Consider the following 24,072-nt stretch of genomic DNA (forward strand, 5'->3'; position numbering starts at 1 on the left):
GGTCCTTAAAAAATTCGCTCATCCCAGATACTGTAGGCGCTGGTTCCAGCAATACGATGCTCCCAGGCAATAGATTCGTATGACAATTCGATCATTTCTTCTGGCTGACCCGCACTGTCATCAATGGTATGCGGCACCTGTAGATGGAAGCTGGATATTCTGGCATTAATCAGTTTTAGTGAGTAATAGCATTCGTTTAAACCAGTCTGACTGGTGCGATAAAAGCTAAATTCACAGCTTAGCGTTTCATTGTCAGTAATGGTTTTCCCCAACAACGGCGAGGATTTATCCACAGGTTTAATAAACGTCAAACACTGATGATTTACGTTTTGCGCCCGACTCATTCCATGATTAATTGCCATGACCATAATCTGATCTCGATGGGCAGGCTGTGATTTATTCCCTATTGAATCTATCGAAGCACATCCAGCAGAAATCATTCCCTGCGATTGTCCCTTCAACGTCAACCACATTGTATTCGCCATCTAAATACCTTATCCATTTGAATTATAAATTTATATATTCATACAATAACAATGATAAGATCATATTAAGAAATGCTGGGTAAGATAGTGATGCAAACGATATTTTAAGTCACTAATGGGAATATAAAACAGAATATTTTTTATAAAACATAAACCACAATTATATTTACTCCACGCTATATATATCTATTGAATTTACGATCGGCACTGGTAAGAAGACTCAGCGCCGATCAACAGATTACTGCTCCGCCATGAACCCTTCAAACCGCGACCCTTTGTAGCTCAGCGTGCCTTTCTCCCCCACCGTCAGCTGGTGGTACTGCTGCGCCTCCAGGCGGAAGGTCATCTCCAGCCCGCCGGTTTCCGGCTTAAAGCTCGCTTCATAGCGCATCGTTGTGCCCGCTGGCGTCACCTGCTGCTGGCGGGAGCGGCGGTCGTTAAGCGGCTTCTCACGCTTGTTCGTCACCACCACGCGCTTTTGCATCAGCGGCGCGGCGTCATTGTCGGCCTTCTCACGGCGCTGCTGCACGAAGCGAAACGAGGCGGCAATGACGATAATCGCCACCACGATAATGAAAAACAGCGGCATCTTGTTCATTGAAAAATCCCATCAGATTATGCGGAATTCAGGATACCTCGCCTGCCCCGGCATTGCCAAACGCCCGCTCGCGTCACTACACTGGATCAGGAACTGATCATTCAGCCTCAACAGTTACAGGGAGTTAATATGCTTTGGTCATTTATCGCTGTCTGTTTTTCCGCATGGCTTTACGTCGATGCGTCTTACCGTGGCCCAGCCTGGCAGCGCTGGTTGTTTAAACCCGTCACGCTATTACTCCTGCTGTTGCTTGCCTGGCAGGCCCCGATGTTTAACGCCGTTAGCTATCTTGTCCTCGCGGGGCTGTGTGCTTCCCTGATTGGCGATGCCTTAACCCTGCTGCCGCGCCAGCGCCTGCTGTACGCCGTGGGGGCGTTCTTCCTGTCGCATCTGCTCTATACCATCTACTTTGCCAGCCAGATGACGCTCTCCTTCTTCTGGCCGCTGCCGCTGGTGCTGCTGGTGATTGGCGCCCTGCTGATCGCGGTGATCTGGTCGCGTCTGGAAGAGATGCGTCTCCCGGTCTGTACGTTTATCGCCATGACGCTGGTGATGGTGTGGCTGGCGGGCGAGCTGTGGTTCTTCCGTCCGACCGCTCCGGCAATGTCTGCGTTCTTTGGTGCCGCACTGTTGCTGTTGGGTAATATCGTCTGGCTGGGCAGCCACTATCGCCGCCGCTTCCGTGCGGATAATGCGATTTCCGCCGCCTGTTACTTTGCCGGACACTTCCTGATTGTGCGTTCGCTGTATATCTAAATAACGCTTGACTCTGGAGTCGACTCCAGAGTGTATGCTGCGGTTAATGAGAAAATTATCATTACCGGAGACTGCCATGTCGACTCCAGAAATACCTAAAAAAGTTCCCCAATTCTCGGCACTTAAGCTCAGCCCGGTTCCGCCAAAAGAGGACTGCTGCTGCGAGGGCGCGTGCGAAACCCGGACCGAAGCGCTGCCTGAAAACGGCAATCACTATAGCTGGGTGGTCAACGGCATGGACTGCGCGGCCTGCGCCCGCAAAGTGGAAAATGCGGTGAAGCAGGTGCCGGGTGTGAAACACGTTCAGGTGCTGTTCGCTACCGAAAAGCTGCTGGTCAGCGCCGAAAACGACGTCAGCAGACAGGTTGAAGCCGCCGTCAGCAAAGCGGGTTATACCCTGCGCAGCGAAACGGCGCCCGCAGAAAAAACGTCCCCGCTAAAAGAAAATCTGCCGCTCATTACCCTCATCATCATGATGGCCCTGAGCTGGGGGCTGGAGCAAATCAACCACCCGTTCGGCAACCTGGCGTTTATCGCCACCACGCTGGTTGGCCTGTTCCCGATTGCGCGTCAGGCGCTGCGTCTGATGAGAAGCGGCAGCTGGTTTGCCATCGAAACGCTGATGAGCGTGGCGGCTATCGGGGCGCTGTTTATTGGCGCGACGGCGGAAGCGGCGATGGTGCTGCTGCTGTTCTTAATCGGCGAACGCCTTGAAGGCTGGGCGGCGAGCCGGGCGCGCAAAGGGGTGAGCGCGCTGATGGCGCTGAAGCCGGAAACCGCCACGCGCGTGATAAACGGTACTCGTGAAACGGTCGCCATCAACACCCTGCGCCCGGGCGACGTGATTGAAGTGCCCGCAGGCGGACGTCTGCCAGCCGATGGGACCCTCATTACCGCCACCGCGAGCTTTGACGAAAGCGCCCTGACCGGGGAATCCATCCCGGTAGCGCGCGCGGCAGGTGAAAAGGTACCTGCGGGCGCCACCAGCGTCGACCGACTGGTGCTGCTGACGGTCCTTTCCGAACCGGGCGACAGCGCCATCGACCGCATCCTCAGGCTGATAGAAGAAGCCGAGGAGCGCCGCGCGCCGGTAGAACGCTTTATCGATCGCTTCAGCCGGATTTACACCCCCGCCATCATGCTGGTGGCGCTGCTGGTCACCGTCGTGCCGCCGCTGTTCTTCGGCGCGCCGTGGGAGGGCTGGATTTACAAAGGGCTGACGCTGCTGCTGATCGGCTGTCCGTGTGCGCTGGTGATCTCCACCCCGGCTGCGATTACCTCAGGGCTGGCGGCGGCGGCACGTCGCGGGGCGTTGATTAAGGGCGGCGCGGCGCTGGAACAGCTGAGCCAGATTCAGCACATCGCCTTCGATAAAACCGGCACGCTGACGGTTGGCAAGCCGCAGGTGACCGGCGTGTATCCGCAGGACATCAGTGAAGACGAGTTGCTTATACTGGCCGCCGCCGTTGAACAGGGCTCCACCCACCCTCTGGCGCAGGCGATTGTGCGTGAAGCGAAGGGGCGCGGGCTGAACATCCCTCCGGCAACGGCCCAGCGAGCGCTGGTTGGGTCAGGGATTGAGGCTGTGGTCGAAGGCAAAAAAGTCCTGATCGCCGCGGCAGGCGCGTTCCCGAATCCACAGGTTGAGGCATTAGAGCAGGCCGGGCAGACGGTTGTTGCCGTGATGCAGGACGGTGTGCCGATGGGCATGCTGGCGCTGCGCGACACCCTGCGTGACGATGCGAAAGACGCCGTCGACGCGCTGCACAAGCTGGGGGTACAGGGCGTGATCCTGACCGGTGATAACCCGCGCGCGGCGGCGGCGATTGCTGGCGAGCTGGGGCTGGAGTTTAAGGCCGGATTGTTGCCTGCGGATAAAGTCAGCGCGGTAACCGAGCTGAACGGTCATGCCCCGCTGGCGATGGTCGGGGACGGGATAAACGATGCCCCGGCAATGAAGGCTTCCACCATCGGCATTGCGATGGGCAGCGGCACCGACGTGGCGCTGGAGACCGCCGACGCGGCGCTGACGCACAACCGCCTGACCGGGCTGGCGCAGATGATAGATCTTGCGCGGGCGACGCGCGCCAATATTCGGCAGAACATCGGCATTGCGCTGGGTCTGAAGGGGATTTTCCTGGTCACCACGCTGCTCGGCATGACCGGATTGTGGCTGGCGGTACTGGCGGATACGGGGGCGACGGTGCTGGTTACGGCGAACGCGTTGCGGCTGTTGCGCCGTCGGTAAAAACGCCCGGTGGCGGCTACGCCTTACCGGGCCTACAACATCTCCGAACCGTAACCGTAGGCCGGGTAAGGCGTAGCCGCCACCCGGCATAAAACGGCGTCACTGCATCCCTAACACCCCCGGCAGCCACAATGATATCGCCGGGATGTACGTCACCATCCCCAGCACCACCAGCAACATACCGTAAAACGGCAGCATCGCCCGCACTACGGTTTCAATTTTCTGCTTGCTCACCGCGCTCGCCACGAACAGCACCGACCCGACCGGCGGCGTGATAAGCCCAATCCCCAGATTCACCATCATGATCATCCCGAAATGCACCGGGTCGATCCCCAGCGAGTTGGTCACCGGCAGCAGCACCGGGGTCAGGATCAGGATGATCGGCGCCATGTCCATCAACGTGCCAATCAGCAGCAGCATGACGTTGAGGTACATCAGGATCACGTACTTGTTATCGGAGAGCGAGGTGAAGAACTCGGTGATGCGCGTCGGCAGCTGCATATAGGTCATCACTGCGCCAAACGCCGCGGCAAAGCCGATCAAAATCATCACGATGGTGACCGTTTTGACCGTCCGGCACATCAGCTTCGGCAGTTCGCTCCATTTGTAATCACGGTAGATGAACATGGTGACGAAGAACGCCCACAGACAGGCCACGGCAGCAGATTCGGTTGCGGTGAATATCCCGGACAATATCCCGCCGAGGATAATCACTACCGTCATCAGCCCCCACAGGGCATCAAGTAAAATCTTCACCGCCTGCTTAAACGGGATTTTCTCACCCTTCGGGTAACCGCGCTTGTGGGCGAATCCGAGACAGAGGATCATCAGGCACAGCCCCAGCAGCAGCCCCGGCAGCACGCCCGCGATAAACAGCGTGGCGATGGAGACCGTTCCCCCTGCCGCCAGGGAATAAATCACCGAGTTGTGGCTGGGCGGGATCAGGATCGCCTGCACCGACCCGCTGGCCGTCACCGCCGCCGCGTATTCGCGCGGATAGCCCTTCTTCTCCATCTCCGGGATCATCACGCTGCCGATGGAGGCCGTATCCGCCACCGACGAGCCGGAAATTGCGCCGAAGAACGTTGACGCAACGATATTCACCAGCGACAGCCCGCCGCGAATAAAGCCGACAAACACGTAGGCAAAGTTCACCAGCCGTCGGGCGATGCCCCCTTCCGCCATGATCGCCCCGGCGAGGATGAAGAACGGGATCGCCAGCAGGGTAAACTTGTTCACCCCGCTGGTGATCTGGATCATCAGCGCCTCGAGCGGCAAATCAATCCACAGCGCGCCCGCCACGGCGCTTAAGCCCACGGCAAAGGCCACCGGCATACCCAGCGCCAGCAAAATGGCGAGGGTGAATAACAACACGAAAGCATCCATTGTTCACCCCTTAGCTGTGGTTGCCGATGAGCACGACGGGACGGTTTTCCTGCGAGCCAAACAGCAGGCGTTCAATCACAAACAGGATCAGAATGGCCGACCCGACGGGCAGCGGCAGATAGCTTTCGCCGGACGTCAGAAGCGGGAACTCCGCGACGGGCTGTTCCCAGAGGTCGACGCACAGCCAGAGGCTGTACCAGAACATCAGCGCGGAGATCAGCAGCATCAGCAGATCGACCACGCGAGCACAGAGGTTTTTCAGCATGTCGGGCAGACGGTCGGTGAGCATGTTTACCGCGATGTGCGATCCGGCGCGATACCCCACCGCCGCGCCGATAAAGGTAAAGGTCACCATGCAGATAATGGCGATCGGCTCCGGCCAGGATTCCCCGCGGTTAAGCACGTAGCGCGAGAAGATGCCAATCGGGATCGCTATCGTCATGACCAGCAGCGAGACGCCCGCCACGGTCATGGCGAGCAGGTACAGACGGTCCATCCACTTCAGGTAGAGTTCGGACATACGTACTCCGGTTTACTGGACGTCAGCGATGGCTTTCATCAGATCCTGATGCTTGTCGCCATACTGGGCGCGCACCGGCTCCGTAGCCTTGATAAACACCGTTTTGTCGATGTCGTGGAACTGCACCCCGCCCGCTTTCATTTTTGCCAGCGCCTGGTCGTTGTAGGCATTCCACAGCTTACGCTGCTCGAACTGCGCCTCGCGGGCCAGAGTCAGGACCTTTTGCTGCTCGTCGGCGCTGAGCTTGTCCCATTTCACTTTTGAATAGAGGAGCATTTCGGGGGTGATAAAGTGGCCGCTCAGGGTGTAGTTTTTGGCAACCGGCATGTAGTTGTGTGCGATAAAGGTCGGCGGGTTATTCTCCGCGCCGTCAATCACGCCGGTTTGCATGCCGCTGTAAACCTCGCTCACGCCCATCGCCACCGAGTTTGCCCCCATGTCTTTCAGCGTGGCGAGGGCTACCGGGCTACCCTGCACGCGGATTTTCTTCCCTTTCAGATCGTCCGGTTTGACGATTGGCTCTTTGGTGATCAGGTTACGGGTACCGGAATCCATCCAGCCGAGGAACACCAGGCGAGATTTCGGGTTGGCGGTGAGTTTGTCGCCAATCTGCTTGCCAATATCGCCGTCGATCACCCTGTGCATGTGGTCTTCATCACGGAACACGTAGGGCAGCGTAAAAACTTCGATATCCGGCAGGATGGCGGCAACAGGCGCCATCGAGACGCGGATCATGTCGATTGCCCCCATCTGCGCCTGCTCAATCATCTGCTTTTCATCCCCGAGCACGCCGCCGGGGAAGACCTTGATCTCCAGCTTGCCGTCGGTTTGTTGTTTGAGCTTTTCACCCATGTGCTGCACCGCCACCACGTTCGGGTAGCCTTCGGGGTGGACATCCGCCGCTTTAATGGTTTGGGCGGAAACGGAGCAGGCAAAAGCAGACAGACACAGAGCGGCCAGTAACGGCTTGAGGGTCGTTTTCATTGAGTCAACTCCAGGGTAGTGAGATAAGCGTTAAAACGATGTTTTAGTTTTTGACGCTTAAAAATTAGACTACGGCTGGAAAAGGGAGGGTGAAGCGCCTCACAAAAAGCGCGAAATTTTGAAACGATGGTTTAGAACGGTTTTCTCCCTCTCCCCGTGGGAGAGGGTTCCCCAGTAATTTGAAAGCAAAAGCGATAACGTTGCCTCAGAATAACTGAGGGCTTTCAGCGATGCCTCGGTCCGGCTGTAAATCGCTGAGGCGTTTCCTGTAGGCCGGGGCGAGGCGCAGGGATGCGCCGAGAGGGCGGGCTTTACAGGGATGTTACCTCCGCCCGTCCCCGATAAGCCGGAAGGAATAAGCCGAAGGTACCGCGAAGCGGCGATTTTCCGCCGGGAGCCCGGGTCGCCAGGGTGGTGGCGACTGAGCCACCCTGGCACGTTCACCGGTCATGTCGTGACAGAGTAGCAAGGAACATAACGTGAACGGAATGACCACCAGAGCCGTATGTTCCCCCTCACCCCAGCCCTCTCCCTCAAGGGAGAGGGGGCCGTCTGTGCAGGCATTATTTTGTGGGGAACCCTCAGCCCCGTGGGAGAGGGTCAGGGTGAGGACATCAGGCCGCACTTACCCCTTACGAATCAAATACCGGTACGGCAAGGTCTCGGTTTGCTGCGCCACCAGTTCATGTTCCATAAAGGTACAAAAGCCGGGGATATCACGGGTGGTAGCCGGGTCATCGGCGACGATCAGCAGCGTTTCGCCACTCTGCATGTTACGGACGGTTTTACGCACCATCATTACCGGCTCCGGGCAACGAAGGCCCTGAGCATCAAGCGTGTGGTCTGGGCTGGAAAACAGGTCGGTCATTTTCTTCTCATTCAGGTAAAAACGGCTGTAGTTTACGCCCCGCTATCGCCAATGCAAACCAGGTTAACGATTGCGTGAAAATTAGCCATTGCAAAGTATCGTCAAAGCAGTATCATGCGGCGGCTTTATTGGGTTCCCTCACCCCAAATATTAATCAAAAAGGTACAATATGAACTCCTTTACACAATCGCAGCGCGTCAAGGCGTTGTTCTGGCTTTCGCTATTTCATCTGCTGGTGATCATCTCCAGTAACTATCTGGTACAGCTGCCCATCTCCATTTTTGGTTTCCATACCACCTGGGGCGCGTTCAGTTTCCCGTTTATTTTCCTTGCGACGGATTTAACCGTGCGTATTTTTGGCGCACCGCTGGCGCGGCGGATTATTTTTGCGGTGATGATCCCGGCACTGTTTGTCTCCTACGCCATCTCCTCGCTGTTTTACATGGGCAGCTGGCAGGGCTTCGAAGCGCTGACGCACTTCAACCTGTTCGTCGCGCGTATTGCCACCGCCAGCTTTATGGCTTATGCCCTGGGGCAGATCCTCGATGTCCACGTGTTTAACCGCCTGCGTCAAAACCATCGCTGGTGGATGGCACCAACGGCCTCCACGCTGTTCGGTAACGTGAGCGATACGCTGGCCTTCTTCTTCATCGCCTTCTGGCGCAGCCCGGACGCCTTCATGGCAGAACACTGGATGGAAATTGCTCTGGTGGACTACGCCTTTAAGGTGCTTATCAGCCTGGTTTTCTTCCTGCCGATGTACGGCGTACTGTTGAATATGCTGCTGAAAAGGCTGGCAGATAAATCTGAAATCTCCGCATTGCAGGCAGGTTAAGGGTTCGCTTTATCAGTTGTGATAAGATGAACGAATGAGCCGTTATGGCCGTTTATCGAAAGGAAGAAGTCAATGCGCAATCTGGTTAAATATGTCGGGATTGGCCTGCTGGTTGTTGGCCTTGCAGCCTGTGATAACAGCGACACCAAAACGCCTGCTCAGGGCGCGTCAGCAGAAAGCAACGCCACCGGTCAGCCGGTGAGCCTGATGGATGGCAAACTCAGTTTCTCTCTGCCTGCGGACATGACCGACCAGAGCGGTAAGCTGGGCACCCAGGCGAACAATATGCACGTCTATTCCGATGCCACCGGCCAAAAAGCGGTGATTGTGATCGTCGGTGACGATACCAGCGAAGATCTGGGCGTGCTGGCCAAACGCCTGGAAGATCAGCAGCGCAGCCGCGACCCGCAGCTTCAGGTGGTCACCAACAAGTCTGTTGAACTGAAAGGCCACACGCTGCAACAGCTGGACAGCATCATCTCTGCCAAAGGCCAGACCGCGTACTCCTCCGTGGTGCTCGGCAAGGTGGACAATAAACTGCTGACCATGCAGATCACCCTGCCGGCAGACAATCAGCAGAAAGCGCAGACCGCCGCTGAAAACATCATTAACACCCTTGTGATCCAGTAATCGTTCACCAGGATGCCGTGGCCTCCGTCGCTTGCGCCGGGGGCCATTTTTTTGCCACGACTTTCAGACTAACACGCCAGACGAAGCCCATCCGGCGCACTACAATTAACACGCCCCCCGGAAAAAGGAATTCTTATGACTGCCAGCCCGCCCGACAAAGCCGGACTTCATATTTTATTAAAACTTGCCTGTCTGGTGGTTATCCTTGCGGGTATCCACGCGGCGGCGGATATCATTGTTCAGCTTCTGCTGGCGCTGTTTTTCGCCATTGTGCTCAACCCACTAGTGACATGGTTTTTACGCCGGGGCATCAGCCGCCCGGTCGCGATTACCATCGTGGTGATGGTGATGCTGGTTGTCCTGACGGCGCTGTTCGGCGTGCTCGCCGCCTCGCTGAGCGAATTTTCCACCATGCTGCCGCAGTACAATAAAGAGCTGACGCGCAAGCTGGTCGATCTTCAGCGCACGTTGCCGTTCGTGAATCTGCATATCTCACCGGAACGGATGCTGCGTCGGATGGATTCCGAGAAGGTGATGACCTACGCCACCACGTTGATGACCGGGCTTTCCGGGGCAATGGCCAGCATTCTGCTGCTGGTGATGACGGTGGTGTTTATGCTGTTCGAAGTGCGCCACGTGCCGTATAAACTGCGTTTTGCCCTGAACAATCCTCAGATCCACATTGCCGGCTTGCACCGCGCGCTGAAGGGCGTATCCAAGTATCTGGCGCTGAAAACGCTGTTAAGCCTGTGGACCGGCGTGATCGTCTGGCTGGGGCTGGTACTGCTGGACGTGCAGTTCGCGCTGATGTGGGGCGTGCTGGCGTTTTTACTGAACTACGTACCCAATATCGGCGCGGTGCTTTCCGCCGTTCCGCCGATGATCCAGGCGTTCCTGTTTAACGGTTTTTATGAGTGCATGCTGGTAGGAGCGCTGTTCCTTGTCGTGCATATGGTGCTGGGTAACATTCTCGAGCCGCGCATGATGGGCCACCGTCTGGGCATGTCGACGATGGTGGTGTTTTTATCGTTACTGATCTGGGGATGGCTGCTGGGTCCGGTGGGCATGCTGCTCTCCGTGCCGCTCACCAGCGTCTGTAAAATCTGGATGGAAACCACGAAAGGAGGCAGTAAACTCGCCATTCTTCTGGGTCCGGGTCGGCCAAAAAGCCGTTTGCCGGGATAACCGGGTGGAAAGGGTCAAAAGTGACGTTTATTCGCCAGCGCGACGACAACATTGTACGATGTGCGCAGCAAATCGCGCTGGCGAAGAAAAAGTCACAGAAACAGGTTTATCGCGGACGCGCGTAGATGAAATTTACACTTACCCTTATCGACTGGCAGGCAAGAGCGCCAGGACTCAGCGATGCCGACGAATGGCAGGCATGGTCACGCCGGTCTGACGCCATCGATCCCGCTGCACCGCTGGCGAAACTGACCGATCTGCCGATGATGACCGCCCGCCGCCTGAATTCAGGCAGCAGGCTGGCCGTCGATCTTGGCCTGATGATGCTGCGCAAACACCGCATCGATGCCGTCGTCTACAGCAGCCGTCATGGGGAGCTGGAGCGCAATTTCCGTATTCTCCAGGCCCTGGCGGCAGAACAGCCCGTTTCCCCCACCGATTTTGCCATGTCGGTACACAACTCGGCGGTCGGCAATCTCACTATCGCCGCGCGTCAGCCTGTTGTCTCTTCGTCGGTTTCCGCCGGTATGGATACCTTCCAGCAGAGCTTGTGCGACGTGCTGAGCCTGCTGCATGCGGGCTACTCCCGCGTGTTGCTGGTGGATTTCGACGGTCTGCTGCCTGATTTTTATCACGCCGGGCTGCCGCCGCAGATGCCCGTCTGGCCCTACGCGCTGGCGCTGGTGATTGAGGCGGGAAATACGCTCAGCTGTGAAACGCACGTCAACCGCACGCCTGAAGAGCCCGCGCTGCCGCAAAGCCTCCAGTTCCTGCGCCATTACCTGCGGGACGAGCGCCAGTTTACCCTGCCGGGCGAGCGCCTGCTGTGGCAATGGACGCGCCAATGAGAGGGTTACGTTCCCGCCTCGATCGGATATGGCGGATGCTGATGACCGGATTGTGCTTCGTCCTGTTCGGCCTCGGCGGGCTGACGCTGTCGCTGGTGTGGTTTAACCTGCTGCTGATTTTCCAGCGCGACCGCACTCAACGTCGCCGCCTGGCACGCCGCACTATTTCTGCCAGTTTTCGCCTGTTCCTCGCGGTGGTACGCGGTGCAGGGGTACTGGATTACCGTTTCAACAACCTGGACGTTCTGCGCGCCGAGCGGGGCTGTCTGGTGATTGCGAATCATCCCTCGCTGCTGGACTACGTTCTGCTGGCGTCGGTGATGAACGAAACCGACTGTCTGGTGAAAAGCGCGTTGCTGCGTAACCCGTTCGTCAGCGGCGTGATCCGCGCGGCTGACTATCTGATTAACAGCGAAGCCGACACGCTGCTTGCCGCAAGCCAGCTGCGTCTGGCCCAGGGCGACACCCTGCTTATCTTCCCTGAAGGCACCCGCACCCGGGTGGGGGAAGCCATGACCCTGCAACGTGGGGCGGCGAATATCGCCGTTCGCTGCAACAGCGCCGTGCGCGTGGTGGTGATCCACTGTAGTGAACGGATGCTGGATAAACAGAGCAGCTGGTATAACGTGCCCCCCAACAAACCTGTTTTCACCGTGGATGTTCGCGAACGCATCAACATTCATGATTTTTATGATGCGAGTCAGCACGAACCCGCGCTGGCAGCAAGGCAGTTAAACCGGCATATGCAGCATCAGTTAACAACCGGTCTTCAATCTTTGTCAGGAACGAAAGATGCAAGCGCTCTATCTTGAAATTAAGAATCTCATTATCTCTACGCTGAATCTGGAAGAACTTACCCCAGAGGATATTGATACAGACGCCGCGCTCTTTGGCGACGGCCTCGGTCTGGACTCAATCGACGCCCTTGAGCTGGGTCTGGCGGTAAAAAATCAGTACGGCGTAGTGCTTTCTGCCGAAAGTGACGAGATGCGTCAGCACTTCTATTCCGTTGCCACGCTCGCGGCTTTTATCCATCAACAACGCGCCTGAGAATGACCGCTATGACAGAACAACAAACGATTTATCAGGAAGTCTCTGCGCTTCTTATTACGCTGTTTGAAATCGCCCCGGAGGATATTACCCCTGAGGCACGTCTTTACGAGGATCTGGATCTCGACAGCATTGATGCCGTCGATATGGTGGTGCACCTGCAAAAGAAAACGGGCCATAAAATCAAGCCCGAAACCTTCAAAGCGGTGCGCACGGTGCAGGACGTCGTGGACGTTGTGGAACAGCTTCAGCGCGACGCGTAACGTGCGTTCGATTCCAGTTCTTCCCGCCCTGACGGGGCTGATGCTGCTGGCATGGCCGTTTTTGATCGGCTTCGGGCTGGCGAATAATAGCCTGCACGGGATACTGCCCGTGATGGCGCTGGTGCTGCTGTTGCGCGTCTGCCAGGCCCGTCGGCAGGGCGGCCCCCTGCGTTATCTGTTCGTGAGCGTAGCGCTGGCTGGCATAGCGCTTTGCGCGGCGAGCTACGTCCTGCACGCGCACCAGTGGGTGCTGTTATATCCGGTGGTGGTGAATCTGGTGATGCTGGTGGTGTTTGGCGGTTCGCTGTGGACGGCAATGCCTGTTGTTGAACGGCTGGCGCGCCTGCGTGAACCGGATCTCTCCCCCGTCGGGGTACGTTACACGCGCCGGGTTACCCAGGTCTGGTGCGGCTTTTTTATTATCAACGGGGCGATCGCGCTGTTTACCGTATTACACGCCGATATCCGTCTGTGGACGCTGTGGAATGGGATGATTGCCTATCTCCTGATGGGCACGCTGATGGCTGGCGAGTGGCTGGTGCGACAACGGGTGATTAAAAACGATGCTTAACCCTCTTCCGCTTAGCCAGTGGCTCAGTGCGCCCCGCCCTGACGACTCCCCTGTCGCCTGGCAGGACGACCGCCTCTGGACGCTTGGCGATCTGCGCCACGACGTCACTCAGCTGGTCGACACGCTGCGTCGTGAAGATGGCGAACGCTGGGCGTTGTGCATCGAAAACGGTTATCTGTTTATTGTCGCGCTGCTGGCGACGCTGCATGCGGGTAAAACGCCGGTCCTCCCCGGGCACAGCCGGGCGGCGCAGCTTAACGAACAGCGGGCGCTGTTCAGCGGCGTCCTGAGCGACACCACGCTCGATTTTCAGGGGCGACAGCTGCGGGTGGCTTCCGCGCAGCGGGCAGGCCATCCCTTTTCACCGCTGCCAGCCATCGGTGAGATGCGCACGATCGAGCTTTACACCTCCGGCTCGACCGGCTCGCCGCAGCGGGTAAGTAAGCCGGTGGTCAGCCTTGATCGTGAGGCTCGTCTGCTGGCGGCGCATTTTGGCGAGCGTCTGGCGGGCTGTCACGTCGTGGCTTCCGTGGTGCTGCACCACCTGTATGGCCTGACGTTTCGTGTTGTCTTACCCATGGCGCTCGGCCTGCCGCTGCATGCCAGCCTGCTCAACTATGCCGAGCAGCTCTCTGCCCTTCCCGACGATAAACGCTACCTTTTCATCAGCAGTCCGGCGTTTCTCAAGCGGCTGGACGCGTCGCTGACGCCGCCCCCCGTCAACCTGCTCGTCTCCGCCGGCGGCGCACTGCCCTGGCTGGAGGTCGCCGCGGTTCAGGCCTGGCTCAACGTCTGGCCGGATGAAATATACGGCAGCACGGAAACGGGCGTAATGGCCTGGCGCTACCGTCAGGAGGAAAGCACGCGCTGGCAGCCTTTTCCCGGCGTGGCGTTTCACGGCGATCGCGTGATATCGCCGCTGATCCCCAAGGCGGAGGGAATCGTGCTGGATGATATCCTGCACTTCACGGCTGACGGGCAGTTCAGCCTCGTCGGGCGTCGTGGTCGGGTGGTCAAAATTGAAGATAAGCGCATTTCACTCGATGACATTGAGCACCGCCTGCTGGCGCTGGACGGCATCCGCGAGGCCGCCGCGCTGACGGTGACGCGCGGCGGGCGTCAGGGCATTGGCGTATTGCTGGTGCTGAATGAAGCGGTGCGTCAGCAACACGAACAGAGCAAAACAGCGCAGGAGCTCGCCTGGCGACGCGCCCTTCGCCCCTGGCTTGAACCGGTTGCCGTACCGCGCTACTGGCGGATCGTTGATGAAATCCCGGTCAACAGCATGAACAAGCGCGTGACTGCGCAGCTACAGGAGTTGTTTCATGAAGATCCCTGAAATCGGGCGCCTCCAGCCCGATCCACAGCATCTGGAGATAACCTTTTATCTTGATCCTGACCTGCTCTGGTTTAAGGGACATTTCGCCGTACAGCCGCTGCTGCCGGGCGTGGCGCAGCTCGACTGGGTGATGCATTACGCCGCCGCGCTGGCGTCGGGCTACCGTTTTCACAGTATTCAGAACGTGAAGTTCGCCGCCCCGCTGTTGCCGGAGAACACGGTCACGCTGCTCCTTGCCTGGCAGCCTGAACGCCAGATGTTGACCTTTAGCTACCAGCGCCATGCGGGTAACGAGCGCCACACCGCCAGCAGCGGGAAGATTCGCTTATGTCAGTAACCTTCCGTCCCTGCGTGCTGATCCCCTGCTACAACCACGGGGCGATGATGGCTTCGGTGCTGGCGCGCCTGGCGCCTTTCGAACTGCCCTGTCTGGTGGTGGACGACGGCAGCGATGAAACCACGCGCCGCACGCTTGAAGCGCTGGCGGCGGATCGTCCGCAGGTTACGCTGCTGCGGCTGGCCGAAAACAGCGGCAAAGGCGCGGCGGTGATGCAGGGGCTGAAAGCCTGCGCCGATCGCGGCTTCACCCACGCCGTTCAGGTGGACGCTGACGGCCAGCACGCTATCGAGGACATTCCCAAACTGCTGGCGCTGGCCGGGCGTCATCCCGATGCGCTCATTTCCGGGCAGCCCGTTTACGATGACTCAATCCCCCGTTCGCGCCTGTACGGGCGCTGGATAACGCACGTCTGGGTCTGGATTGAAACCCTCTCCCTGCAACTGAAAGACAGCATGTGCGGGTTTCGCGTTTACCCGATAGCCCCGGTTCTGCGCCTTGCAGCAACCACGCCGCTCGGCAGGCGAATGGATTTTGATACCGAAGTGATGGTGCGCCTCTACTGGCAGGGCAACACCAGCTATTTTCTGCCCACCCGCGTGACCTATCCGCCGGACGGGGTATCCCATTTCGATGCCCTGAAAGACAACGTGCGCATCTCGTTGATGCATACCCGTCTGTTTCTTGGCATGCTGCCGCGCATTCCTTCCCTGCTGATGCGTCGCCGCTCGCAGCACTGGGCGCAGCAGCAGGAGGTGAAAGGATTATGGGGCATGCGCCTGATGCTGTGCGTCTGGCAGCTGCTGGGGCGAAAGGCGTTTACCGCCCTGCTGTGGCCGGTTACCGCCGTCTACTGGCTGACCGCCCGCTCTGCGCGTCAGGCGTCGCAGCAGTGGCTGGCGCAGGTTAAAACGGTGATGGCACAGCGGCAAATGCCGCAACCCGCACGGCTTAACAGTTTTTCCCACTTCCTGCGCTTCGGTCATGCCATGCTGAATAAAGTGGCCAGCTGGCGCGGCGAAATGAAACTCCATCGCGATCTGGTCTTTGCGCCAGGCGCGCAGGAGGCGCTGGGGCTCGACGATCCTCAGGGCAAACTGCTGCTCGCGTCGCATCTTGGCGATGTGGAAGCCTGCCGGGCGCTGGCCCAGCGCGAAGGGGCGAAAACCATCAACGCGCTGGTCTTCAGCGACAACGCCAGACGCTTTAAGCAGGTGATGGAGGAGATGGCACCGCAGGCGGGCATTCACCTGATGCCGGTCACCGACATTGGCCCGGAGACTGCGATCCTCATTAAAGAGAAGCTGGATCGCGGCGAATGGGTGGCGATCGTGGGCGATCGCATCGCCGTCACCCCGCAGCGCGGCGGTAGCTGGCGGGTGATATGGAGCGAATTTATGGGCCAGCCCGCGCCGTTCCCGCAGGGGCCATTTATCCTGGCGTCCATTTTGCGCTGCCCGGTGGTGCTGATTTTTGCCCTCTGCCAGCAGGGAAAGCTGACTCTGCACTGCGAGCCGTTTGCCGACCCGCTGCTGCTGCCGCGCGGCGAACGCCAGCAGGCGCTACAGCAGACCGTCGACCGCTATGCGCAGCGGCTGGAGCATTACGCGCTCTTGTCGCCGCTCGACTGGTTTAATTTTTTCGATTTCTGGCAGCTGCCAGAGGTCAACGAGAAGGAGTAAAGGGTGCTGACCGATCCCCGCTTTACGGCTGAAGTTGAAATCACCGTTCCGTTCCACGATGTCGATATGATGGGCGTGGTGTGGCACGGCAACTACTTCCGCTACTTTGAGATTGCCCGCGAAGCGCTGCTCAACCAGTTTGATTACGGCTATCGCCAGATGAAAGCGTCCGGCTACGTCTGGCCGGTGGTGGATACCCGGGTGAAATACCGCGACGCGGTGACCTTCGAGCAGCGCATTCGCGTCCGCGCCCACATTGAAGAGGTTGAAAACCGTCTGCGCATCGCCTATCAAATCTTCGACGCGCAAACCGGGAAACGCACCACCACCGGCTACACCATTCAGGTGGCGGTGGAAGAAGCAAGCCGGGAGATGTGCTTTGTCAGCCCGGCCATTCTGTTCGAACGCATGGGGATCGCGCCATGAAATGGATAACGCTACTCGCGCTGCTGGTAAGCCCGCAGGTGAACGCGATCACGCTGGATGAACTGCAACAGCGGTTTGCGGAGCAACCAGTGGTACGCGCACACTTCGAACAGATCCGCACGATCAAGGATATGCCTCAGCCCCTGCGCTCGCAGGGGGAGATGCTGATCGCCCGTGACAATGGCCTGCTGTGGGATCAAAAAGCGCCGTTCCCGATGACGCTGCTGCTGGATGACAAACGGATGGTGCAGATCGTCAACGGTCAGTCGCCGCAGACCATTACCGCCGACACTAACCCGCAGATGTTCCAGTTCAACCATCTGCTGCGGGCGCTGTTCCAGGCCGACCGCAAGGTGCTGGAAGAGAACTTCCGCGTCGATTTCAAAGATCTGGGTGAAGGCCGCTGGTCACTGGTGCTGACGCCCGTCACCACGCCGCTGGACAAGATTTTCTCCACCCTTGATTTGAAGGGCGCGATCTATCTGGAATCCATTCGCCTGAACGATAAGCAGGGCGACACGACGGATATCGCCCTCTCCCGCCACCAACTGACGCCCGCCCGCCTGACCGATGCAGAACGCCAGCGCTTTGCCGCACCGTAACGCCCTGCGCCCGGCGCTGCTGTGGGCCGCGGTATGCCTGATCCTGCTGGGCGTGCTGCTGTCGCTGCTGCCCGGCGCGCGGCTGAACAGCAGCGTGCTCGCCATGCTGCCGAAACAGACGCTCGGCGCGATCCCTCCCGCTCTCAACGACGGATTTATGCAGCGCCTCGACCGCCAGCTCATCTGGCTGGTCAGCCCCGGCAAACAGCCGGACCCGCGCGTGGCGCAGCAGTGGTTAACCCTGCTGCAACGCAGCCAGGCGCTGAGTGTCGTAAAAGGTCCGCTGGATGCCGCCGGGCAACAGGCCTGGGGAGATTTCTTCTGGCAACACCGCAATGGCCTGGTCGATCCGGCCACCCGCGCCCGCCTGCAAAACGGCGGTCAAGCACAGGCCCAGTGGATCCTGTCCCAGCTCTACTCCGCCTTTTCCGGCGTGAGCGGCAAGGAGCTGCAAAACGATCCGCTGATGCTGATGCGCGGCGCGCAGCTCGCGCTGGCGAAAAACAGCCAGAAGATGCAGCTGATGGACGGCTGGCTGGTGACAAAAGATGCGGCCGGGAACTACTGGTATCTGCTGCACGGCGAGCTGGCGGGCTCATCGTTTGATATGCAGCAAACCCACCAGCTGGTGACCACCCTTAACGCGTTGCAGCAGACGCTGAAAAGCCAGTATCCACAGGCGCAGCTGCTCTCGCGCGGGACGGTGTTCTACAGCGATTACGCCAGCCAGCAGGCTAAAAACGATATTTCCACGCTTGGCGTCGCCACGGTGCTCGGGGTGATCCTGCTGATTGTGTCGGTGTTTCGCTCCGTGCGTCCGCTGCTGCTGAGCCTGCTCTCCATTGCCATCGGCGCGCTGGCGGGGACGGTCGTGACGCTGCTGCTGTTCGGTGAACTGCACCTGATGACGCTGGTGATGAGCATGAGCATCATCGGCATCTCGGCGGACTATACGATTTACTACCTCACGGAGCGGATGGTGCACGGCGCGGAACACTCGCCCTGGCAAAGCCTGGCGAAAGTACGTAACGCGCTGCTGCTGGCGCTGCTGACCACCGTCGTGGCGTATCTCTTCATGATGCTGGCCCCCTTCCCCGGCATTCGTCAGATGGCGGTGTTCGCCGCCGCAGGGCTGAGCGCCTCGTGCCTGACGGTAATGTTCTGGCATCCGTGGCTGTGCCGGGGCATGCCGGTCCGCCCGGTCCCCCTGAGAGGGATGATGCAGCGCTGGCTGAACGCCTGGCGCGACGGTAAAGCCCTCTCTGTCGGGCTGCCGGTAGCGCTGGCGCTGCTCTCCGCCATCGGGATCGCCAGCCTGCGGGTGGATGACGATATCGCCCGGCTTCAGGCGCTGCCGCAGGACATTCTGGCGCAGGAAAAAACCATCACCGCCCTGACCGGGCAAAATGTCGATCAGAAGTGGTTCGTGGTGTACGGCGCGTCGGCTCAGGAAACGCTGGAGCGGCTGGAGGCGTTTACCCCGGCGCTGGCGCTGGCGCAAAAAGCCGGTGAATTAACCCGCTGGCGCACCCTGCCGCTGAACTCGCTGGCGCGGCAGAACAGCGATCTGCATCTTCTGCGTAACGCCGCGCCGACGGTGATGAAAATGCTGCAAAGCACGGGGCTGAACGCCGTCCCACCGAACCTGAACGCCATGCCTGTCAGCGTGGAAGCGTGGCTCGCCAGCCCGGCCAGCGAGGGCTGGCGTTTGCTGTGGCTGACGCTGCCGGACGGCAAAAGCGGTGTGCTGGTCCCGGTCGATGGCGTCAGAAACAGCGCCGCGCTCGGTGAGCTGGCCGCCCGCCATCCCGGGATCGTCTGGGTTGACCGTAAGGCCAGCTTCGACAGCCTGTTTGCGCTCTACCGCTCGCTGCTGACGGGGCTGCTGGGCGTGGCGCTGGCGGTGATTGCCTGCGGCGCGATGCTACGCCTCGGCTGGCGAAAAGGGCTGGTGGCGCTGGTGCCGTCCGTGCTGTCGCTGGCCGGTGGGCTGGCGGCGCTGGCCGTGACGGGCCATCCGGTGAACCTGTTTTCCCTGCTGGCGCTGGTGCTGGTCCTCGGCATTGGCATCAACTACACGCTGTTTTTCAGCAACCCGCGCGGCACGCCGCTGACCTCCATGCTGGCGATTACCCTCGCCATGATGACTACCCTGCTGACGCTGGGGATGCTGGTGTTCAGCACCACTCAGGCCATCAGCAGCTTTGGCATTGTGCTGGTGAGCGGTATCTTCACCGCGTTCCTGCTCGCCCCGCTGGCGATGCCGTCTAACAAAGAGAACTTACCATGACCCGTTTCATTCGCCTGGCGGCAGTGATGATGGCCCTGTTGCTGGCGGGGTGTAGCCATACGACGAACCGCGATGACGCGCGCCCTCAGGCCTGGCTCCAGCCCGGCACCCGCGTCACGCTGCCCCCGCCGGGCATCACGCCTGCCATCCGCGCGCAGCAGTTGCTTACCGGCAGTTTTAAAGGCCAGACCCAGTCGCTGCTGGTGATGCTGAACGCCGATGGAAATAAAGTGACGCTTGCCGGCCTCTCCTCCGTCGGGATCCGCCTGTTCCTCGCCACCTACGACAACACCGGGATCCACACCGAGCAGTCGGTTGTGATGCCGCAGCTGCCGCCCGCCAGCCAGGTGCTGGCCGACGTGATGCTGAGCCACTGGCCGCTCAGCGCCTGGCAGCCGCAGTTGCCGAAAGGCTGGACGCTGAACGATACTGACACCAGACGCGAACTGCGCAACCCCGATGGCAAACTGGTCACGGAAATTGTCTACCTGAACCGTAACGGCAGGCGCGAACCGATTAGCATTGTGCAGCACGCTTTTCACTACCACATCACCATTCAATATCTGGGTGACTGAGATGATTTACCTTTCTGCCGTTGGCATGGTCAACGCGCTCGGCAACTCGGCTGATGAAATAGCGGCGAACCTGATCGCTGGTGTGGCCCCCGGGATGCGCCAGCGTGCAGGCTGGCTACAGGGCTTACCCGAGGCCGTGCTGGGGGGCGTGGAGGGTGAACTTCCCCCTGTCCCCGAGTCTTTTTCTGCGCATCGCAGCCGCAACAACCAGCTGCTGCTGGCGGCGCTGGCGCAAATCCGGCCCGCGGTCGATGCGGCCATTGCGCGCGTGGGGCGCGACCGCGTGGCGGTTGTGCTGGGCACCAGCACCTCCGGGCTGGACGAGGGTGATGAGTACGTGCGCCGCGCGCAGAACGGCGAGAGCAGCCCGCAGTGGCAATATCCGCAGCAGGAGCTGGGCGATCCGTCGCGCTTTCTCGCCCGCTGGCTTGCGCTGGACGGCCCGGCGTATACCATCTCAACCGCCTGCTCCTCCAGCGCGCGGGCGATCGTCAGCGGTCGTCGTCTGATTGACGCCGGGCTGGTGGACGTCGCCATCGTCGGCGGGGCCGACAGCCTGAGCCGCATGCCGGTCAACGGCTTCAACAGCCTGGAGTCCTTCTCCCCAACCCTGTGCGAACCGTTTGGCCGCCACCGTCGGGGGATCACCATTGGCGAAGCGGCGGCACTGATGGTGCTGACCCGCGAGCCGGGCGAGGTTGCGCTCCTGGGCGCGGGGGAATCCAGCGATGCGTACCATATTTCCGCCCCGCATCCGCAGGGCGAAGGGGCGATCCGCGCCATCAACCAGGCGCTGAACGAGGCGGGCATGACGGCGGCGGACGTCGGCTATATCAACCTGCACGGCACCGCTACGCCGCTGAACGATCGCATTGAGGCGCAGGTGATCCACGATCTCTTTGGCGACCGCGTGCCGTGCAGCTCCACGAAACATCTTACCGGCCACACGCTGGGCGCAGCGGGGATCACCGAGGCCGCCCTGAGCTGGCTGATCCTGACCCGAGACCTGCCGCTGCCGCCGCAGGATTTTTCCCGCTACGCGCCAGACGACACCCTGCCCGCCTTCGGCCTGCTGCACCAGAGCGCACCGCTGAATAAACCGGCGATCCTGTCAAACTCCTTCGCGTTTGGCGGCAACAACGCCAGCCTTCTGCTGGGGAGGGTATGATGCGCTACTTACCTCCCGGGGATTATCTTCCTCACGACACGCCGATGCTGCTGCTTGAGAGCGTGGAAAGCGTCACCGATGACCGCGCCGTTTGCAGCGTGACGGTGAACGATCGGGGCGTTCTGGCTCCGTTCCTGGACGCGGACGGCAACCTGCCTGGCTGGTTTGCGCTGGAGCTGATGGCCCAGACCGTGGGCGTCTGGTCTGAATGGCACCGGATGCAAAAAGGGCTGCCGCACTGTGCGCTGGGCATGGTGCTGGGCGCGCGCGAGCTGGTGTGCGACGCAGGGCATTTTGCCGCAGGCAGCACGCTGATCATCACCATCGAACGTCTGATGCAGGATGAACGCTTTGGCAGCTTCGAGTGCACCATTCGTGCGGATAGTGTCTCCCTCGCCACGGGCCGCGTGAACACCTTCCAGCCGAGCGAGGATGAATTAACCACACTTTTCAACCAGGGAACACCATCATGAGATCCGTACTGGTCACTGGCGCCAGCAAAGGCATTGGCCGCGCTATCGCCCTTCAGCTTGCGGCGGACGGTTTCACCGTCGGCGTGCATTACCATCGTGATGAAGCGGGCGCGCAGGAGACGCTGGAAGCGATTGTCCAGGCAGGCGGCGCGGGCCGTTTACTCACCTTCGACGCGAGCAACCGCGAGCAGTGCCGCACGGTGCTGGAACAGGAGATCGCTGACCACGGCGCGTGGTATGGCGTGGTCAGTAACGCCGGTATTACCCGCGACGGTGCTTTTCCGGCGCTCAGCGACGATGACTGGGACAGCGTGATCCACACCAATCTCGACAGTTTTTATAACGTCATTCATCCCTGCATTATGCCGATGATCGGCACCCGCAAGGGCGGGCGGATTATCACCCTGTCGTCGGTTTCTGGTCTGATGGGCAACCGCGGGCAGGTGAACTACAGCGCGGCGAAAGCCGGGATCATCGGCGCCACCAAAGCGCTCGCCACCGAGCTGGCAAAACGCAAAATCACCGTCAACTGCATCGCGCCGGGGCTGATCGATACCGGCATGATCGAGATGGACGAAGCCGCGCTGCACGCGGCGATGTCGATGATCCCGATGCAGCGTATGGGACAGGCTGAGGAGGTCGCCGGGCTGGCGAGTTACCTGATGTCGGATAAAGCAGGCTATGTGACGCGTCAGGTGATTTCGATTAACGGAGGCATGCTATGACCCGCCGGGTAGTGATTACGGGCATGGGCGGCGTCACCGCGTTCGGCGAGGACTGGCCGACCATCTCGCGCCGTCTGCGCGAGTATGAAAATGCGGTGCGTACCATGACGGAGTGGCAGGCGTATGACGGCCTGCAAACCCTGCTCGCCGCGCCGATTGAAGACTTCACTCTCCCCGCTCACTATACCCGTAAGCGCATTCGCGCCATGGGCCGGGTGTCGCTGCTCTCTACCCGCGCCACCGAGCTGGCGCTGGAGCAGGCGGGACTGATCGACGACGCGGTGCTGACCAACGGTCAGACCGGCATCGCCTACGGCTCGTCGACCGGCAGCACCGGGCCGGTCAGCGAGTTCGCCTCCATGCTCACCGAAAAGCACACCCACAACATCACCGGCACCACCTACGTGCAGATGATGCCGCACACCACGGCGGTGAATACCGGGCTGTTCTTTGGCCTGCGCGGACGGGTGATCCCCACCTCGAGCGCCTGTACCTCTGGCAGCCAGGCGATTGGCTACGCCTGGGAAGCGATTCGTCACGGCTACCAGACGGTGATGGTGGCAGGCGGCGCGGAAGAGCTGTGCCCGTCGGAAGCGGCGGTTTTCGATACCCTGTTTGCCACCAGCCAGCGTAACGACGCGCCAAAAACCACGCCGTCGCCGTTTGACGTTCAGCGCGATGGCCTGGTGATTGGCGAAGGGGCGGGCACGCTGGTGCTGGAAGCGCTGGATCACGCCAGAGCGCGCGGGGCGACAATCTATGGCGAGATCGTGGGCTTTGCCACCAACTGCGATGCGGCGCACATCACCCAGCCCCAGCGTGAAACCATGCAGGTGTGTATGGCGCAGTCGCTGGCGATGGCGGGCCTTGGTCCTCAGGAGATTGGCTACATTTCTGCCCACGGCACGGCAACCGATCGCGGAGATATCGCCGAGAGTCAGGCGACCGCCGCCATTTTCGGCGACAGCGTGCCCATCTCATCCTTAAAGAGTTATTTCGGTCATACCCTGGGCGCCTGCGGCGCGCTGGAAGCCTTGCTGAGTCTGCACATGATGCGGGAGGGCTGGTTCACACCGACGCTCAATTTAAGACAACCGGATGAGCAATGCGGCGCTTTAGATTATATTATGGGGGAAACCCGCCCGATTGATTGCGAATTTATTCAGAGCAATAACTTTGCCTTTGGCGGCATCAATACCTCGATAATCATTAAACGCTGGGCGTAACT

27 protein-coding genes are annotated in these 24,072 nt (G+C 59.8%); 21 read left to right on the top strand and 6 right to left on the bottom strand.

What is annotated here, in order from left to right; translation table 11 throughout:
* Positions 1-5 precede the first annotated feature (5 nt).
* Positions 6-485, bottom strand: a complete 480-nt coding sequence (locus tag RS584_RS21775) for an Hcp family type VI secretion system effector (RefSeq protein WP_315748614.1) — start codon at positions 483-485, stop codon at positions 6-8.
* A 238-nt stretch (positions 486-723) separates the two neighbouring features.
* Positions 724-1,083, bottom strand: a complete 360-nt coding sequence (locus tag RS584_RS21780; RefSeq protein ID WP_315748615.1) for a DUF2500 domain-containing protein — start codon at positions 1,081-1,083, stop codon at positions 724-726.
* A gap of 129 nt (positions 1,084-1,212) precedes the next feature.
* Here RS584_RS21780 and RS584_RS21785 point away from each other — a divergent pair, with 129 nt between their 5' ends.
* Together RS584_RS21785 and zntA are read left to right on the top strand one after the other, a co-directional pair.
* Positions 1,213-1,839 (top strand): lysoplasmalogenase, encoded by a 627-nt coding sequence (locus RS584_RS21785; protein ID WP_003861515.1) that lies wholly within the window; start codon positions 1,213-1,215, stop codon positions 1,837-1,839.
* A 76-nt stretch (positions 1,840-1,915) separates the two neighbouring features.
* A complete protein-coding gene (gene zntA / locus RS584_RS21790; RefSeq protein WP_315748616.1) occupies positions 1,916-4,087 on the top strand; it encodes a Zn(II)/Cd(II)/Pb(II) translocating P-type ATPase ZntA in 2,172 nt (723 codons plus the stop codon).
* Between the two features lie 99 nt (positions 4,088-4,186).
* On the opposite strand, the gene RS584_RS21795 is transcribed toward zntA, so the two are convergent.
* The 4 genes from RS584_RS21795 to tusA all read right to left on the bottom strand — a co-directional run bounded on the left by RS584_RS21795 (position 4,187) and on the right by tusA (position 7,845).
* The gene (locus RS584_RS21795) at positions 4,187-5,473 is read right to left on the bottom strand and encodes a TRAP transporter large permease (protein ID WP_315748617.1); all 1,287 of its coding nucleotides are present in this window, start codon (positions 5,471-5,473) and stop codon (positions 4,187-4,189) included.
* A gap of 10 nt (positions 5,474-5,483) precedes the next feature.
* A complete protein-coding gene (locus RS584_RS21800) occupies positions 5,484-5,993 on the bottom strand; it encodes a TRAP transporter small permease (RefSeq protein WP_047716443.1) in 510 nt (169 codons plus the stop codon).
* Positions 5,994-6,005: 12 nt separating this feature from the next.
* Positions 6,006-6,977, bottom strand: a complete 972-nt coding sequence (locus RS584_RS21805; protein ID WP_259389581.1) for a TRAP transporter substrate-binding protein — start codon at positions 6,975-6,977, stop codon at positions 6,006-6,008.
* 625 nt (positions 6,978-7,602) lie between these two features.
* Entirely contained in the window at positions 7,603-7,845 is a 243-nt protein-coding gene (gene tusA, locus RS584_RS21810; RefSeq protein ID WP_000130627.1) for a sulfurtransferase TusA, read from the bottom strand.
* Between the two features lie 169 nt (positions 7,846-8,014).
* Here tusA and RS584_RS21815 point away from each other — a divergent pair, with 169 nt between their 5' ends.
* From RS584_RS21815 to RS584_RS21905, 19 genes are all read left to right on the top strand, one after another.
* The gene (locus tag RS584_RS21815; protein ID WP_003861274.1) at positions 8,015-8,680 is read left to right on the top strand and encodes a 7-cyano-7-deazaguanine/7-aminomethyl-7-deazaguanine transporter; all 666 of its coding nucleotides are present in this window, start codon (positions 8,015-8,017) and stop codon (positions 8,678-8,680) included.
* Between the two features lie 72 nt (positions 8,681-8,752).
* The gene (locus RS584_RS21820) at positions 8,753-9,310 is read left to right on the top strand and encodes a DcrB family lipoprotein (RefSeq protein WP_003861272.1); all 558 of its coding nucleotides are present in this window, start codon (positions 8,753-8,755) and stop codon (positions 9,308-9,310) included.
* A 135-nt stretch (positions 9,311-9,445) separates the two neighbouring features.
* Positions 9,446-10,495 carry an AI-2E family transporter gene (locus RS584_RS21825; protein WP_032655401.1) on the top strand — a complete coding sequence of 350 codons (1,050 nt, stop codon included), beginning with the start codon at positions 9,446-9,448 and terminating at the stop codon, positions 10,493-10,495.
* A 125-nt stretch (positions 10,496-10,620) separates the two neighbouring features.
* Entirely contained in the window at positions 10,621-11,343 is a 723-nt protein-coding gene (locus tag RS584_RS21830) for a beta-ketoacyl synthase chain length factor (protein ID WP_017384119.1), read from the top strand.
* Complete coding sequence (locus tag RS584_RS21835; protein WP_032649758.1) at positions 11,340-12,155, top strand: lysophospholipid acyltransferase family protein; 816 nt, start codon at positions 11,340-11,342, stop codon at positions 12,153-12,155. Before RS584_RS21830 ends, RS584_RS21835 begins: the two co-directional genes overlap by 4 nt.
* Positions 12,136-12,393, top strand: a complete 258-nt coding sequence (locus RS584_RS21840) for a phosphopantetheine-binding protein (RefSeq protein ID WP_003861263.1) — start codon at positions 12,136-12,138, stop codon at positions 12,391-12,393. Before RS584_RS21835 ends, RS584_RS21840 begins: the two co-directional genes overlap by 20 nt.
* 11 nt (positions 12,394-12,404) lie before the next feature.
* Complete coding sequence (locus RS584_RS21845; RefSeq protein WP_003861262.1) at positions 12,405-12,656, top strand: acyl carrier protein; 252 nt, start codon at positions 12,405-12,407, stop codon at positions 12,654-12,656.
* Positions 12,628-13,227, top strand: coding sequence for a hypothetical protein (locus RS584_RS21850; protein WP_045907611.1), 600 nt, complete (start codon positions 12,628-12,630; stop codon positions 13,225-13,227). Before RS584_RS21845 ends, RS584_RS21850 begins: the two co-directional genes overlap by 29 nt.
* Positions 13,220-14,566, top strand: coding sequence for an AMP-binding protein (locus RS584_RS21855; RefSeq protein ID WP_315748618.1), 1,347 nt, complete (start codon positions 13,220-13,222; stop codon positions 14,564-14,566). Before RS584_RS21850 ends, RS584_RS21855 begins: the two co-directional genes overlap by 8 nt.
* Positions 14,553-14,903, top strand: coding sequence for a hydroxymyristoyl-ACP dehydratase (locus tag RS584_RS21860; RefSeq protein ID WP_063134131.1), 351 nt, complete (start codon positions 14,553-14,555; stop codon positions 14,901-14,903). The genes RS584_RS21855 and RS584_RS21860 overlap by 14 nt, the downstream gene beginning before the upstream one ends.
* Positions 14,894-16,585: a glycosyltransferase family 2 protein gene (locus tag RS584_RS21865; RefSeq protein ID WP_252011037.1), complete on the top strand. Its 1,692-nt coding sequence runs from the start codon at positions 14,894-14,896 to the stop codon at positions 16,583-16,585. The genes RS584_RS21860 and RS584_RS21865 overlap by 10 nt, the downstream gene beginning before the upstream one ends.
* Positions 16,586-16,588: 3 nt before the next feature.
* Positions 16,589-17,011: an acyl-CoA thioesterase gene (locus RS584_RS21870; protein ID WP_006812302.1), complete on the top strand. Its 423-nt coding sequence runs from the start codon at positions 16,589-16,591 to the stop codon at positions 17,009-17,011.
* The gene (locus tag RS584_RS21875) at positions 17,008-17,613 is read left to right on the top strand and encodes an outer membrane lipoprotein carrier protein LolA (protein WP_315748621.1); all 606 of its coding nucleotides are present in this window, start codon (positions 17,008-17,010) and stop codon (positions 17,611-17,613) included. Before RS584_RS21870 ends, RS584_RS21875 begins: the two co-directional genes overlap by 4 nt.
* A complete protein-coding gene (locus tag RS584_RS21880; protein ID WP_315748623.1) occupies positions 17,582-19,903 on the top strand; it encodes an MMPL family transporter in 2,322 nt (773 codons plus the stop codon). The genes RS584_RS21875 and RS584_RS21880 overlap by 32 nt, the downstream gene beginning before the upstream one ends.
* A complete protein-coding gene (locus RS584_RS21885; protein ID WP_315748624.1) occupies positions 19,900-20,478 on the top strand; it encodes a DUF3261 domain-containing protein in 579 nt (192 codons plus the stop codon). Before RS584_RS21880 ends, RS584_RS21885 begins: the two co-directional genes overlap by 4 nt.
* 1 nt (position 20,479) lies before the next feature.
* Positions 20,480-21,646, top strand: coding sequence for a beta-ketoacyl-[acyl-carrier-protein] synthase family protein (locus tag RS584_RS21890; protein WP_017384110.1), 1,167 nt, complete (start codon positions 20,480-20,482; stop codon positions 21,644-21,646).
* Positions 21,646-22,119, top strand: coding sequence for a 3-hydroxy-fatty acyl-ACP dehydratase (locus tag RS584_RS21895; protein ID WP_193041614.1), 474 nt, complete (start codon positions 21,646-21,648; stop codon positions 22,117-22,119). The genes RS584_RS21890 and RS584_RS21895 overlap by 1 nt, the downstream gene beginning before the upstream one ends.
* Positions 22,113-22,844 (top strand): 3-ketoacyl-ACP reductase FabG2, encoded by a 732-nt coding sequence (locus RS584_RS21900; protein WP_315750030.1) that lies wholly within the window; start codon positions 22,113-22,115, stop codon positions 22,842-22,844. The genes RS584_RS21895 and RS584_RS21900 overlap by 7 nt, the downstream gene beginning before the upstream one ends.
* Positions 22,841-24,070 carry a beta-ketoacyl-ACP synthase gene (locus RS584_RS21905; protein WP_017384107.1) on the top strand — a complete coding sequence of 410 codons (1,230 nt, stop codon included), beginning with the start codon at positions 22,841-22,843 and terminating at the stop codon, positions 24,068-24,070. Before RS584_RS21900 ends, RS584_RS21905 begins: the two co-directional genes overlap by 4 nt.
* Positions 24,071-24,072 lie beyond the last annotated feature (2 nt).

The sequence above is a fragment of the Enterobacter sp. DTU_2021_1002640_1_SI_PRY_ASU_LCPMC_013 genome, assembly GCF_032389435.1.
GTDB lineage: Bacteria > Pseudomonadota > Gammaproteobacteria > Enterobacterales > Enterobacteriaceae > Enterobacter > Enterobacter hormaechei_C.

Excerpts from the sequence above, each read along its gene's own strand:
- tusA (WP_000130627.1), bottom strand. The coding sequence starts at position 7,845 with ATGACCGACCTGTTTTCCAGCCCAGACCACACGCTTGATGCTCAGGGC.
- RS584_RS21895 (WP_193041614.1), top strand. The coding sequence starts at position 21,646 with ATGCGCTACTTACCTCCCGGGGATTATCTTCCTCACGACACGCCGATG.
- RS584_RS21865 (WP_252011037.1), top strand. The coding sequence starts at position 14,894 with ATGTCAGTAACCTTCCGTCCCTGCGTGCTGATCCCCTGCTACAACCAC.
- RS584_RS21800 (WP_047716443.1), bottom strand. The coding sequence starts at position 5,993 with ATGTCCGAACTCTACCTGAAGTGGATGGACCGTCTGTACCTGCTCGCC.
- RS584_RS21905 (WP_017384107.1), top strand. The coding sequence starts at position 22,841 with ATGACCCGCCGGGTAGTGATTACGGGCATGGGCGGCGTCACCGCGTTC.
- RS584_RS21875 (WP_315748621.1), top strand. The coding sequence starts at position 17,008 with ATGAAATGGATAACGCTACTCGCGCTGCTGGTAAGCCCGCAGGTGAAC.
- RS584_RS21885 (WP_315748624.1), top strand. The coding sequence starts at position 19,900 with ATGACCCGTTTCATTCGCCTGGCGGCAGTGATGATGGCCCTGTTGCTG.
- RS584_RS21845 (WP_003861262.1), top strand. The coding sequence starts at position 12,405 with ATGACAGAACAACAAACGATTTATCAGGAAGTCTCTGCGCTTCTTATT.
- RS584_RS21835 (WP_032649758.1), top strand. The coding sequence starts at position 11,340 with ATGAGAGGGTTACGTTCCCGCCTCGATCGGATATGGCGGATGCTGATG.
- RS584_RS21805 (WP_259389581.1), bottom strand. The coding sequence starts at position 6,977 with ATGAAAACGACCCTCAAGCCGTTACTGGCCGCTCTGTGTCTGTCTGCT.
- RS584_RS21780 (WP_315748615.1), bottom strand. The coding sequence starts at position 1,083 with ATGAACAAGATGCCGCTGTTTTTCATTATCGTGGTGGCGATTATCGTC.
- RS584_RS21840 (WP_003861263.1), top strand. The coding sequence starts at position 12,136 with ATGCAAGCGCTCTATCTTGAAATTAAGAATCTCATTATCTCTACGCTG.
- RS584_RS21860 (WP_063134131.1), top strand. The coding sequence starts at position 14,553 with ATGAAGATCCCTGAAATCGGGCGCCTCCAGCCCGATCCACAGCATCTG.
- RS584_RS21830 (WP_017384119.1), top strand. The coding sequence starts at position 10,621 with ATGAAATTTACACTTACCCTTATCGACTGGCAGGCAAGAGCGCCAGGA.
- RS584_RS21795 (WP_315748617.1), bottom strand. The coding sequence starts at position 5,473 with ATGGATGCTTTCGTGTTGTTATTCACCCTCGCCATTTTGCTGGCGCTG.
- RS584_RS21775 (WP_315748614.1), bottom strand. The coding sequence starts at position 485 with ATGGCGAATACAATGTGGTTGACGTTGAAGGGACAATCGCAGGGAATG.
- RS584_RS21890 (WP_017384110.1), top strand. The coding sequence starts at position 20,480 with ATGATTTACCTTTCTGCCGTTGGCATGGTCAACGCGCTCGGCAACTCG.
- RS584_RS21855 (WP_315748618.1), top strand. The coding sequence starts at position 13,220 with ATGCTTAACCCTCTTCCGCTTAGCCAGTGGCTCAGTGCGCCCCGCCCT.
- zntA (WP_315748616.1), top strand. The coding sequence starts at position 1,916 with ATGTCGACTCCAGAAATACCTAAAAAAGTTCCCCAATTCTCGGCACTT.
- RS584_RS21785 (WP_003861515.1), top strand. The coding sequence starts at position 1,213 with ATGCTTTGGTCATTTATCGCTGTCTGTTTTTCCGCATGGCTTTACGTC.
- RS584_RS21880 (WP_315748623.1), top strand. The coding sequence starts at position 17,582 with ATGCAGAACGCCAGCGCTTTGCCGCACCGTAACGCCCTGCGCCCGGCG.
- RS584_RS21820 (WP_003861272.1), top strand. The coding sequence starts at position 8,753 with ATGCGCAATCTGGTTAAATATGTCGGGATTGGCCTGCTGGTTGTTGGC.
- RS584_RS21825 (WP_032655401.1), top strand. The coding sequence starts at position 9,446 with ATGACTGCCAGCCCGCCCGACAAAGCCGGACTTCATATTTTATTAAAA.
- RS584_RS21815 (WP_003861274.1), top strand. The coding sequence starts at position 8,015 with ATGAACTCCTTTACACAATCGCAGCGCGTCAAGGCGTTGTTCTGGCTT.